Raw genomic sequence first — 12,221 nt, 5'->3', positions numbered from 1 at the left:
TTTGCAGGGCGGCAATTTCTGCCGCTTTTAATGCGGCAGAAATGTATCTGTTTCTTTGAAAACGGATACATTTCTGCGTTTTAAAAGTTGGCATGACATTTGCATTAAACAAGATGAACAATAAAAAGGATTAGGGGGAAGGGTCATGAAAAAGGTTTACACATTGTTTGTTGCGTCAATGCTTGTTTTCTTAACGGCATGTGGCGAAGAGACTGCAAGTCCTGAAGCTGAGGGGACAGAAGGCACTGAGGTTGAAAGTGAAGCGGGTGAAATGGAGTTAGAAGATTTATTCGTAACGGTAGCGACTGGAGGTACATCTGGAGTCTACTATCCTATCGGTGGAGCCGTTTCAAATATTATTGAAAACGAACTTGGAATTGATTCGTCCGTTCAAGCAACGGGTGCATCTGTTGAAAATATTAACCTTATCAATACAGGTAGAGCAGAACTTGCCATTACTATGGCGGATGCTGTATTACAAGCTTATGAAGGAAGCGGTGCTTTTGAGGGAGAACAGCCTATCGACTCTTTAAGAGGATTAACGAGTCTGTATCCAAACTTTGTTCAAGTCGTTACAACGGAGCAATCAGGTATTGAGAGTATTGCTGATTTAGCTGGAAAAAGCGTTGGTGTTGGTGCGGCTAACTCTGGAGTAGAGTTAAACGCACGTATGGTTCTTGAAGCTCATGGGATGACTTATGATGATATTGATGAAGATTACTTATCTTACAGTGAAGCGATTGATCAAATCAAAAACGGGATGATCGATGCAGCGTTTGTAACAAGTGGTGTTCCAAATGCTACAGTCATTGACCTAGATACAACACATACAGCTAAAATCCTTCCAATTGAAGGAGAAGCGATGGATTACTTGATCGAAAATTACCCGTTTTTCTCTAGTGAACTAATTCCTGCAGGAGCTTACGGAAATGAAGAGGACATTCCAACAGCTGCGATTACAAATTTATTATTACTTTCAAATGATGTCTCTGAAGAGGCTGGTTATGAAATTACGAAGACATTGTTTGAAAACCTTGAGCAAATTCAAGGATCTCATAATGCGGCAAAAGATATTGCCTTAGAAACTGTTGACGTAGGTATGCCTGTTCCATTCCATCCAGGGGCAGAACGTTACTTTAAAGAAGTTGGAGCATTAGACTAATAAATACAAGAAACTGACTCATGATCGTTTGTTACCATGAGTCAGTCTCTATTTCATATGAACGGGGGTTTTGAGAGATGAGAAGCTGGTTCATTTTGATCGTTTTGATGTTATCGGCTTGTGGGAATTCAGATCAACTGACCCTTATTGTTCAGAGCCAAGAAGATGGAACCGTCTATAACAAAGTGGAGCATTTGAATGCTCGTGATACATTCACAATTAAATGGATTCATTCTGTAGAAAAAACACCTTGGCGTGAAACCTATCAACTGACCGATGAAGGAGAGCTTTTATTAATAGAAACGGCCTTTCAATCATTTGGTGCAGGTGTTCCTCATCAAAAAGGAACCATGACCGTAGAAGATGGTGAAGTGGTCATTCGAGATATTAACGAGCAATTATCTGTGTTTCGATGGATTCATTCACAAAATGTTAATTTTGAGCTTGAGATTAATGATGCAATCGTCTTTGATGCGGAAGACCTGCCCCACCATGAACGAATGGAAATATTTGTAGAGAAGAGGTGACCTGTCATGGAAAAGCGTTCAACTTTGGATGAACCACAAATGACAAAGGAACAAAAAGAACTGTTAGAAAAGTACGATGCAGAATCACGCTTTCGAAGTTTTTCTAACAAGACGGTTGCAATCATCGTATCCATTATTGCGATCTCTTTATCGCTTTATCATATGTATACGTCTTACTTTGGTACACCAGCAACGTTGCAGCACCGTTCCTTGCATGTTGCAGCCATTTTAGCATTAATTTTCTTATTATATCCGCCGTTTAAAAAGGCCAGTCGAACGAAACTTCCTTGGTATGACGTTATTTTTGCGCTAATGGCTGTTTCAACATCTGTTTATATTTTTGTTGATTACTTGGGGATTGTAAATCGTGGCGGCTTACCGAATCATTTCGATTTATTATTTGGGGCGATGTTAGTTGTGCTTGTCCTCGAGGCGTCTCGACGTGTAACAGGCTGGGGTCTGCCAACGATGGCTGTTCTATTCTTTTTATATGGATTATATGGTCGTGAGTTATCAGGGATTTTCCGGCATCGTGGCTATACATGGGATGAACTTGTCAATTTCATGTATGTAACGACAGAAGGGGTGTACGGAACAGCCATCGGAGTCTCAGCAACCTACATTTTCCTCTTTATTTTATTTGGTGCATTTTTATCAAAGTCAGGAATGGGACAATTCTTTAATGATATGGCACTTGCCATTGCGGGACAAACGCGTGGTGGTCCTGCTAAAGTATCTGTTATTGCAAGCGGTTTCCTTGGGAGCATTAACGGTGCCGCTGTTGCCAATGTAGTAACAACGGGTTCTTTTACCATTCCATTGATGAAAAAAATTGGCTACAGTCGGAACTTTGCTGGGGCCGTAGAGGCTGCTGCCTCTGTAGGGGGACAAATTCTCCCACCAATTATGGGGGCAGCTGCTTTCATTATGGCAGAAACATTAGGGATTCCATACAGTCAAATCGCCCTCGCAGCTTTGTTACCGGCGTTGCTTTTCTATTTAGGGATTATTGTTCAGATTCATCTACGTGCGACAAAGGAAGGGCTAAAAGGGATTTCTAAAGATAACCTTCCAAGAGTGATGGAAGTGTTAAAAGAGCGCGGACATCTACTTATCCCGCTTATGTTCCTAATGTATATGCTTTTCTTTAGTGGACGAACGATTATTTATTCAGCATTACTGACGATTATTATTACCGTTGTTGTGGCCATGTTAAGAAAAACTACAAGAATGTCCTTACGAGATATTATTAATGCACTAGAACAAGGGGCAAGGACATCTGTAGGGGTAGCGATCGCCTGTGCGTGTGTTGGGATTGTTGTTGGTGTGGCTACGATGACTGGGTTTGGCTTGAAGCTAGCAAATGGAATTGTCACGCTTGGTGGAGAAAGCTTATTCTTAACCCTTGTGTTTACTATGATTGCCTGTATCGTTCTCGGGATGGGCTTACCGAGTATTCCAACTTATATTATTACGGCGACGATGGCTGCACCGGCGCTAATCACACTGGGAATTGAACCACTCGTTGCACATTTATTTGTTTTCTACTTTGGTTTATTTGCAAACATTACACCACCCGTTGCCTTAGCCGCATTTGCAGCTGCAGGGATATCAGGTGGAGATCAAATGAAGACCGGTTTCTTATCAATGAAACTAGCGATTGCAGGGTTTATTGTACCGTATATGTTCGTTTACAATAACTCTCTTCTCTTGATCGATACTACCTTGGTAGAAGGGGGATTAGTTGTCATAACGGCAGTTACGGGTGTTGTCATGTTAGGAACAGCAGCAGAAGGGTATCTTTTTACTACTATGAATTGGTTGTTACGTCTTTTATTATTTGGAGGATCCTTGTTATTCATGAATCCAAATCTACTATTAGATCTGGCAGGCTTTGCAATTATAGCGGTTGTTGTATTGGTTCAGTGGCAAAAAGGAAAGAAAAAGAAACCGATAGAATCAGATTCAATACAGATGTAATGGAGGTAGAATAATGGAATTAGGGTTAAAAGATAAATCAGTTCTTGTGATAGCTTCGAGTAAAGGGTTAGGTAAAGCAAGTGCTCTAGAATTTGCGAAAGAAGGAGCAAAAGTGATGCTTGCTAGCCGAAACTTAGACGAACTAACCTTAGCCGCAAATGAGATTGAAAGAGAAACAGGGAACAAGCCTAATGTCCAAGTTTGTGATGTGACGAATGCAGAGGATATAAAAAATCTTGTGAAGGAAACAGCCGTTTTACACGGGTCTGTTGATGTCCTGGTCAACAATGCAGGTGGCCCGCCTGCTGGTAGCTTTGATGTGTTTGATGATGACAAGTGGCAATATGCATTCGAGCTCAACTTACTTAGTTTTGTTCGTGCTATTCGAGAAGTGCTTCCGTATATGCGTAAACAAGGAGGAGGGCGAATTGTGAACATTGCCTCTTCTTCTATTAAAGAACCAGTAGATGGATTGATTTTATCGAATACGTTTAGAACAGGAATTGTCGGATTATCAAAATCACTATCCAAAGAACTTGCTTCGGATCAAATATTAATTAACACGGTTGGACCTGGTCGAATTGCAACTGATCGAGTGGCAGAGCTAGATCAACTTCGCGCAGAACAGTTGAATTTGAGTTATGAAGAAGGTAAGAAGCAAATGGAGCAGGTGATTCCAATTGGCCGTTACGGGACGCCATCAGAATTTGCTAAGGTAATCGTCTTTCTAGGTTCATTTACGAATACGTACGTAACAGGTCAGGCACTTGTTGTCGATGGCGGAGCAACTAAGGCTTTTTAATAGCGGGGCAAGGGACATAGGGGGACGGAGGTGAAAAAGGTAGACATGAATTATTAAGCAACTTCCTGGGCATGAGTTCGATATTGATTCGGATTCATGCCTTTTTAGTTACGCCTTAATTTTATTTGTGAGAGTAATAAATATACTCCTCTAATTTGTCAAATTACTGGGTACAATCTTTCTTACTTTTCCATAGTCTGTCCGAGGTTCTAGAGAAATAAAATGCAGGAAGCGCATACATTCTTATAGAATATTATAACTATTGAAAATAAAATGATAATTTTACCAGTCGTGAATATGTTAGATTGTATGATTTAAAGTTTAGGTCTTTGACACTGTGAATTAGTTTTTACAAACTTGTATGAACATGGCGCAGGAGGTGGAGGGCATTATGATCAAGAGGTTACATAATAGCTGGGTACATGTTATTTTTGTTTTGATTTTTATACTTGTAGGGTGTAACGCTACGGAAGAGATCGTGTTTGTTGGAAATGTTGAGGCTGTTGTGAAAGAGAAAATGGAAGAAATTGAAATCGGAGAAGTGAGTGAAGAGGAAGTGGACCTTGTGATTACGGAGGGGGTGCAGGACGAGGATAAGATAGAGGAAGTGGAGCAACTTGAAGACATTGAGGAAGAGCTTCCTACACATTATTTTCAAGAGGGAGAGTGGTCATCAGAATTTGGTACATTGGTAATATCAAAGGTATCAAATGAAACGTTGGAATTTGACCTTTTTGTAAGTTCTGGTGGCCATGTCGGAGAAAAAAATGGGGTGGCCAGAATTGATAATGACACTGCGAAATATGTGAACGATGAGTATGCTGATTGGTATGATGGGGAGAGTTGTGTGCTTACTTTTACGGCAAAGGGCGATGCGATTCACGTTGAACAAACCTTTGGGTGTTTAGCGTTCCATGGGATGGCAGTCTCATTTGAAGGAGTATACGAAAAAGGTTCGGACATTCAAAGAGAAGAGCCTGGGGATATAGATGAGACTGAATTGGTTGAGGGCGAGTCTTCAACAGAGGCTGACTTTTTAGTTGCTACCTCTAGTGGCGTTATGACTGGCTGCGAGTATAGCTTGCAGTCAGGAGTGACAGGAAGCGATATTATCGCGGCAAAAGGAACGCCTGAATGGGAAGGGTTCTATGATGGTGGGTATGGAATTAAGTACGGTCCCTGTATCTACTTTGTTCCTAGCGAACTAGAGCAAGAAATAGGGGCGATTGAAATGGCTGGGGATGCCTTACATATGGCTCCAGCTCAAGTAAGGGAAACATTTGGTCCGTCAGCTTATGAAGGGGACGATGAATATAGTGGTGGTTACTTGATGGTTTATTACACTGGTGATTATACGCTGTTTTTGCTTTTTGAGAGTAGTGAGTCAATTGTAGAGTCGTTGAGACTAAAGTAGGTTGGGATTAGATTCCAATGACTCTCACTTCATGTAAAGAATGAGAAAACCACCTTTTGCTGTTAGAAAAGGTGGTTTTTGTAGGATAGGTCGGTCGGAACTATCTCATTATTAAACGATATTCTCAGCTACTTTTTGACGACGGTGGGCAACAAAAAGGAGAGTTACTCCTAAAATGAATAATGCGGCACCAATTGCTAGATAGTTATACATAGAAGTAGCTGTCTGAGGGAGTTTCTTCCCTATAGGATCGGATTCTTGTTTTTTCTCAGTTACTGGCTTTTGTACCGAGTCTTTTTTAACTGGATCCTTCTTGACTGGATCTTTTTTAATTGGAGTTACTGGTACTGGATTTTCTTTTTCGGGCTCCTCGGTAACAGGTTTTTCCTTAATAGGTTCTTCGTCTACGGGTTCTTCCGTGACAGGCTCTTCAATTGGTTCCACACCCCGTAAGGCAGCATCTCCAGCTACGGCTAGTGCTTCATGTCCTAGTGCATTTGGGTGCACAAAGTCATGTGTAATGTAGGTCGATTGCTTACCTGCAAAAGCTGTATAAGCATCTGCCACAAAAGCACCTGCCTGAAGTGCAACTGGGGTAATAATCTGGTTGTTCACTGCTGGTATGATTTGTTCCCCGAGTAAATGTAGGGAGTGAGCAAATTCATCTTCACTTTCCCCAAATGGATTATAAAGGTTGTACAAAATGATAGGTGCGTCTGTTTGTTGACGTAAAATCTCCATGATCGCATGCAAGTTATGAGCCATTTGAACAGAAGCTTCGTCTAGCTTTTGTTGAAGTTCTTCTGTTGGGACAATTGGTTGACCGGCTTGAATCGCCTCCGCAATTCCTGCAGCTTTCAATAAATCGTTATTACCGATATTGATTGTGATGAGTTCAGTATTTTCTAATGCAACAGTATAGTCAGGATTTGACTTTAGTAATTCTAGCAGTTGACTAGACGTTAATCCAGGAACACCTAGATTGATTACTTCATGTTTTCCTTTTCCTATTAAGTTAGGGAAAGCGAGGGTAGAAGGCTTCGTCACATCGAATTCAAGGTAAAGACCATATGTAATCGAATCACCAAGTGCTACAAGGATCGGTTTTTCTACGCTAGGTTCATCAACAGGTGGCTCTTCAATAGGCTTTTCGTCTACGGGTTCTTCCGCAACGGGTTCCTCTTCTTCCTCTGGTGGAGCAGGTGGAGTAAGAAGATCAGCTAATAATTGATCGGCTAGTGAAGCAAGGGTTTGATGACCGCTAGCATTTGGATGAATACGATCAGATGCCATTAGTGCAGATTGATTGTTTGCAAAGCTAGCGTACGCGTTAGCTACAAGTGAACCAGACGGCCCGCTAACAGCTTGTATTCCGCTATTCATTGACGTAACGATTTGTTCGGCTAGAATGTGGAGGTTTTGAGCAAATGGGTCTTCACTAGGACCAAATGGGTTATAAATCGTATACAACACAATTGGAGCCGTTGTATGTTGTCGGATCCCTGCTACAATCGTTTGTAAATTTTGAGTATACGTTGTAACAATGTTGTGTACTTCCGCATAAAGTTGTTCTTCAGGGACTTGGATTTCTTGGGTTTGTAAAATTGTTGCAATCATCTCATTTTGTAATAAATCATTTCCGCCAATTGTTAATGTAACAACATCGGCATTCAGTAAGGATTCGGAAGCGGCTCCTAAACTTTTTACTAGGTCAGAAGAGGTTGCACCTGGAACACCCAAGTTTGTTACTTCGAGGTTTCCATCTCCTATTAAACTAGGAAATGGTTTCGCCCCTTGTTCTAGACCAGACCCGAATGTGATCGAATCACCAAGTGCAACTAGCTTGAGGGCATCACTGTTTTTTTCATCTGCAAGAACAAAAGATGAGAGAAAGGTACTGACTAAAAGCATGACAATTAACAATGAAGAAAGCTTTTTCAACTTACATCCAATCCTCTCTAAACATATTTAATTTTTACTATAACCTAGAATAGTATAATCGAAGCAGACAGAATTATCTATTAGTAATATTGTCAGAATTTGTTTGTTTTTGAAATTTTAGTTGGAAGATTTCGAGAATTTGTCGGTTTGGGGTGAGGAGATGAAGACTGGAATCGTCTGAGGAGGAGGAGGAAAGGTCGTTCATAGAGGAGATGAAGACTGGAATGGCTTGAGAAGAGAGGGGGAAGGGCATTCACACTATTAAGTTTTTTATTTGGCTGGTCTACTTATTACAGAAGCCCCTTAAAAACCATCTGCACATTGCTGGCACCTACTTTCGACGTAGACAGCTACTAACTCTATTAATCAGACAAAACTTAGATGTTTGCTGTCGGAAAGTTACGATAAAAAGTCTTGATATCGCAAAGGTTTTATATCCCAATATATGGAATTTATTAATTGAGTAGGAGGACTTTAGAAGGGGTGTTTTTTTGAAAAACGTATTGTTCATAGGATTTATTTGTGTGAGTTTCTTTGGAATTATTTTTGGTCATGTTCAGTACAAAGACAAGTTAGAGGCGATTGCAGTAGCAGCGAATGTTTGATTACGCGGACCATTGGACAAATTGGCCTTCTCCGGATAATAAAAAGGAGTTAAAGAAGTATGTAGAGGATAGAAGGCTGAGTGAAGTTGGACATGAGGTGTGGGCAGAATTTGTTGTAGGGTATTTGACTAAGCAAGATTAGGGGGGACAGGGGTTTGAACCTGTCCCTCTTAATTCCGTATTTTAAACGCAGCATTGATCTGACCACGAAGCATGCGATTTCTTGTTTCTTTTTTGCTTTGTTTCTTTTTCTCGGCCTTGCGTATTTCAAAGGTCCCTACGCCGTCCTCTATCTTGTTAGCAATGTCTACTAATCTCTCAACATCACGAAATGAATACTTACGAGTTTTACCAGCCGTTCGAACAGGGAAAATTAATTGTCTTTCTTCGTAATAGCGTATTTGCCTTTCTGATAACCCCGTTAATTCACTGACAATCCCGATTGTGATGACTTTTTGATCTTTGTATGATGACACCTGCTTCACCCCTTTTATTAAGTCAGAAGCATCATATATTGTACTGATCATTATTCTAACACACTATATTTAGTAGGTGGAGAAAAGAAATAGGGAGTGGAGGGAAGATATTCCTGCTAGATTTTACGTAAGATTTCTATCTTATTTTGTGCTAGGTGAATTTGATAAATTTGTTCCTTTAACAAAGGCAATTTTAGTTCGACTTGTTTTTTTATCGTGTCATCTAGTGGTAAGTTATTGATGCTTTCATAGCTAAAATAAAGCGGTTTATGAATTTGATCTAGCAAGGCGGCTTGTGTTTCTTTTCCGAAAGAAAGGATGAATTCTTGTTGTTCTGGTGTTAAGGCGTGTAAGGCGGCCTCTCTTTTCTTTGTGAGTCTCCATTCTTCTATTGTCTGCTTCTGCCTTTCGAGTAGAGGGAGGTTTAGTTGGATTTGTCGTTGTAAGGTTTCGTTGAATTCTGATAGATCTTCTATATACAAGAAGCTTTCTGCAAACCCGTCCTGAGTGGAGAGAAGTAATTCTCTTCGGTCTTCCTGGTTTAGCTTTGATACAAATTGTTGTTGATCGATCGTTAGCCGTTGAAATAGTGAGGCTAATTTCTTTTCTTCCTCGTATCTTGTGCTGATCCGTTCGACTAGGTGAATCTGGTTATCAGATAGCGGAAGACCTAGTTCATATTGATCGATTAGATTTTGAGGAAGAGGCAAATGCATGTACTTTTCTAAAGGATAAAATAAATTCTTCTTGTATTTAACGAGTATTTCATCTCTTTCAAGATCAATCGAATACAGGCCTTTTTTGACATCTTTAATGACAGAAGATGGGAGGGAGAGGTAGTTTTCAAAACAATTTTCTCCTAAATAGCGCACCGTGGCTTGGGCTTTATTTCGAATGATGTATTGGAAGCGAAGTGCTTGTCCGCAATCACATTTATGAGGTCGCTTTTGATATCCTCCATCTTTGATATCGACTAAGATCCAATCATCGAGTTTCTCCTCAATCTCTTGGTCACTCATTTTTTCGTTGATGTCGATGCCTTTGTAATTTGCTAGAGTTTGCAGCCAGCGACTCTTCTTTTTTTGCTTTGTTCGATGTTGTAGGAAGTAGATTTGCTCTTCGTTTAATGTGCTCATCACCGTTTCTATTTCTTTTTTTGAGAGCAGGACCATGAATGAAGCACCTCCACGTATTCTATTATTTTAGTAATAGATATGCTGGAGGGGAGAAGGATATGATAGAGGATTTGGGAATCTCTATGGTGAGGGGACGTTTTGTGGATTAGTTGAAAATTCAGGTTGGAAAAACGGAACAATTTTTGAGAAAAAGTGGATAACTATGACTTTATCCAGTGGGTTTTCCACATTACGGTAGATATCCACATCAGAAGCTAAGAGATGATCGGTCAAGATATTAGATATCCACAGTTAAATTTCGGTTTTTTTAAGAATAGAAAATATGTAGTTAAGTAAACTAAAGCAGTTGGGGTGCCCCAACTGCTTACTTAATGAGTTCTCCATTACCAAACTAGCAAAACTTAATGCTTTAGTCTTTTATGATTTAAAGGTTCGAAATCAAAATCAAATTTTTGAACATAGTTGCAATGTGAACAAGCTCTGCCTAATTGTTTATTCGTATCAGGGTCTTTATAATAAACCTCTTCAAGACTGCATACAGGACACTCAATAATATGTAGGATTTCTCTTTTGCCTAAAACAACATCGAGTAAAAGATTAAAGTGCATCATGTACACCCTTTCTGTGTTTTTTGTAACTGTAACAGATAGAGGAAGAGAATGAACTCGAAGTGTGTTGTAGAGAAGTGTTTTTTGTGCGACATAAAGTGAGGGGGAGTAAGGAGTTTAGGGGGATTTCACCTTTATCAGCATCTCTATCTGTGGTTAAAAAGCTTTAGAGATACCAGTTTGATAAGGGCAAAAGAACCAAATGGCAACAAATAATTAACGGGGATTGGCGTTGAACATTGTTTAAATTCGACTAGTTTTGTCGGGGTGGTAGAAATGTACTATACATTATATATTTTTCACCAGTCGATGCTAGGCAGGTAGAAGCCCCTGCAGTTGTTGAATTTTCGAGGGAGGGGCTGCTGTTCTTGTGATTAGAATAATAGATTGGGGTGTGTATCCATGACATAGGTTTGTTTTTTTATTTAGTGTGTTGTTTCAAATGCAACTTCATTTCGTACATATTTTTGTCGGCTTCTTTCACTAACTCATCAAGGCTTTCCCCAAGGTTTGGATAAATGGCACTCCCGATCGAAACGCTGAGATCTAACTGAGAATTAGAAACCTTTTTTAGGTTCTTTTGTATCCTAGCTTTTATTTCTTCCACGTTTTTTATTTCTTTAATATCGGTGGTTAATATAATAAATTCATCTCCACCCCAGCGAGCAACGATGTCAGTTTCTCTTACACTTTTCTTTAATTGTCGAGAAAGAATCTTTAAAACGTCATCCCCTTTTTTATGGCCAAGATGATCATTGATTGTTTTGAAGTTATTAACATCTAACACTAACACGGCAAGCTTTTGACCATTTCGATCAGTCATAGCTTTAATTTTAGGAAAGAAAGCTTCAGCATATCTCCGATTATATATTTCAGTAAGGGGATCTTTTTCCGATAAAAATTTCGCTCGGTCATATTGTTTTCCGAAGTGCCAAGCAAGGAGAAGTATGAGAGGCAGCCCAATATACTCAATTGGACTTATAAAACCGTCTCTTAAAAAGTAATAAAGCATATAGACTACGTTAACTAGTAAGACAGTGATAGTTGTTATAATCCTACCGAAAAATTTCATAGATAAACCGTCCCTTTAAGCAATTCTAATATATATAATAAATGGGAAGTATACTAAGTGTAGTTGTTATCCCTATTTATAATTAAGTCTATTAGAGTAGTTATATTTACTGCTATGTTATATTATCACAATTATACAAAGATTATGGGTGTTTGTATTGGGGAAGTTAGTCGATAGAGTGTTATTCTTCGTTGTTTCCAACCTTTGGGGCCAGTAGGTGATTAGGAAAAGAGGAATAGTAGCCTGAAGATAAAAAAATAGATTTGTGTTAATAGATTTTAAAAAAGTACTTGTTTTAATTAAAATACTATGATAATTTTATATACCTAAGCGAAAAAAATGGGGCCTTAGCTCAGCTGGGAGAGCGCCTGCCTTGCACGCAGGAGGTCAGCGGTTCGATCCCGCTAGGCTCCACCAAATATGCGGAGGAATACCCAAGTCCGGCTGAAGGGATCGGTCTTGAAAACCGACAGGCGGGTTAAACCGCGCGGGGGTTCG

Annotated in this window: 10 protein-coding genes and 1 tRNA gene; 7 read left to right on the top strand and 4 right to left on the bottom strand. The window is 39.7% G+C overall.

Annotation, left to right across the window (positions count from 1 at the left end):
* Positions 1 to 145: 145 nt before the first annotated feature.
* From SAY88_RS00055 to SAY88_RS00035, 5 genes are all read left to right on the top strand, one after another.
* Positions 146 to 1,162, top strand: a complete 1,017-nt coding sequence (locus SAY88_RS00055) for a TAXI family TRAP transporter solute-binding subunit (protein WP_332628416.1) — start codon at positions 146 to 148, stop codon at positions 1,160 to 1,162.
* A gap of 77 nt (positions 1,163 to 1,239) precedes the next feature.
* A complete protein-coding gene (locus SAY88_RS00050; protein WP_332628415.1) occupies positions 1,240 to 1,689 on the top strand; it encodes a DUF1850 domain-containing protein in 450 nt (149 codons plus the stop codon).
* 6 nt (positions 1,690 to 1,695) lie between these two features.
* Positions 1,696 to 3,669 (top strand): TRAP transporter permease, encoded by a 1,974-nt coding sequence (locus tag SAY88_RS00045; RefSeq protein WP_332628414.1) that lies wholly within the window; start codon positions 1,696 to 1,698, stop codon positions 3,667 to 3,669.
* A gap of 13 nt (positions 3,670 to 3,682) precedes the next feature.
* On the top strand, positions 3,683 to 4,471 hold the full coding sequence (locus SAY88_RS00040; protein ID WP_332628413.1) for an SDR family oxidoreductase: 789 nt from the start codon (positions 3,683 to 3,685) through the stop codon (positions 4,469 to 4,471).
* A gap of 391 nt (positions 4,472 to 4,862) precedes the next feature.
* A complete protein-coding gene (locus SAY88_RS00035) occupies positions 4,863 to 5,885 on the top strand; it encodes a hypothetical protein (protein ID WP_332628412.1) in 1,023 nt (340 codons plus the stop codon).
* Positions 5,886 to 5,996: 111 nt separating this feature from the next.
* Here the strand turns inward: SAY88_RS00035 and SAY88_RS00030 are convergent, their stop codons facing one another.
* Positions 5,997 to 7,826, bottom strand: coding sequence for a GDSL-type esterase/lipase family protein (locus tag SAY88_RS00030; RefSeq protein WP_332628411.1), 1,830 nt, complete (start codon positions 7,824 to 7,826; stop codon positions 5,997 to 5,999).
* Positions 7,827 to 8,423: 597 nt separating this feature from the next.
* Between SAY88_RS00030 and SAY88_RS00025 the strand changes: the two genes are divergently transcribed.
* Positions 8,424 to 8,573, top strand: a complete 150-nt coding sequence (locus SAY88_RS00025; protein WP_332628410.1) for a hypothetical protein — start codon at positions 8,424 to 8,426, stop codon at positions 8,571 to 8,573.
* Positions 8,574 to 8,601: 28 nt separating this feature from the next.
* On the opposite strand, the gene SAY88_RS00020 is transcribed toward SAY88_RS00025, so the two are convergent.
* From SAY88_RS00020 to SAY88_RS00010, 3 genes are all read right to left on the bottom strand, one after another.
* The gene (locus SAY88_RS00020) at positions 8,602 to 8,958 is read right to left on the bottom strand and encodes a MerR family transcriptional regulator (protein ID WP_332628409.1); all 357 of its coding nucleotides are present in this window, start codon (positions 8,956 to 8,958) and stop codon (positions 8,602 to 8,604) included.
* A gap of 65 nt (positions 8,959 to 9,023) precedes the next feature.
* Entirely contained in the window at positions 9,024 to 10,079 is a 1,056-nt protein-coding gene (locus SAY88_RS00015; protein WP_332628408.1) for a hypothetical protein, read from the bottom strand.
* A gap of 993 nt (positions 10,080 to 11,072) precedes the next feature.
* Entirely contained in the window at positions 11,073 to 11,723 is a 651-nt protein-coding gene (locus SAY88_RS00010) for a GGDEF domain-containing protein (RefSeq protein WP_332628407.1), read from the bottom strand.
* A gap of 341 nt (positions 11,724 to 12,064) precedes the next feature.
* On the opposite strand from SAY88_RS00010, the gene SAY88_RS00005 reads away from it, so the two are divergent.
* Positions 12,065 to 12,140: transfer RNA gene (locus SAY88_RS00005), tRNA-Ala, on the top strand.
* Positions 12,141 to 12,221 lie beyond the last annotated feature (81 nt).

The organism is Halalkalibacter flavus (assembly GCF_036663575.1).
Classification (GTDB): domain Bacteria; phylum Bacillota; class Bacilli; order Bacillales; family Bacillaceae_D; genus Halalkalibacter; species Halalkalibacter flavus.
Note: the sequence above shows the minus strand (reverse complement) of the source record. Positions and strands in the feature narration are given on the sequence as shown.

Coding starts and splice junctions, on each gene's coding strand:
- SAY88_RS00055 (WP_332628416.1), top strand. CDS start 146: ATGAAAAAGGTTTACACATTGTTTGTTGCGTCAATGCTTGTTTTCTTA.
- SAY88_RS00050 (WP_332628415.1), top strand. CDS start 1,240: ATGAGAAGCTGGTTCATTTTGATCGTTTTGATGTTATCGGCTTGTGGG.
- SAY88_RS00045 (WP_332628414.1), top strand. CDS start 1,696: ATGGAAAAGCGTTCAACTTTGGATGAACCACAAATGACAAAGGAACAA.
- SAY88_RS00040 (WP_332628413.1), top strand. CDS start 3,683: ATGGAATTAGGGTTAAAAGATAAATCAGTTCTTGTGATAGCTTCGAGT.
- SAY88_RS00035 (WP_332628412.1), top strand. CDS start 4,863: ATGATCAAGAGGTTACATAATAGCTGGGTACATGTTATTTTTGTTTTG.
- SAY88_RS00025 (WP_332628410.1), top strand. CDS start 8,424: ATGTTTGATTACGCGGACCATTGGACAAATTGGCCTTCTCCGGATAAT.
- SAY88_RS00020 (WP_332628409.1), bottom strand. CDS start 8,958: ATGATCAGTACAATATATGATGCTTCTGACTTAATAAAAGGGGTGAAG.
- SAY88_RS00015 (WP_332628408.1), bottom strand. CDS start 10,079: ATGGTCCTGCTCTCAAAAAAAGAAATAGAAACGGTGATGAGCACATTA.
- SAY88_RS00010 (WP_332628407.1), bottom strand. CDS start 11,723: ATGAAATTTTTCGGTAGGATTATAACAACTATCACTGTCTTACTAGTT.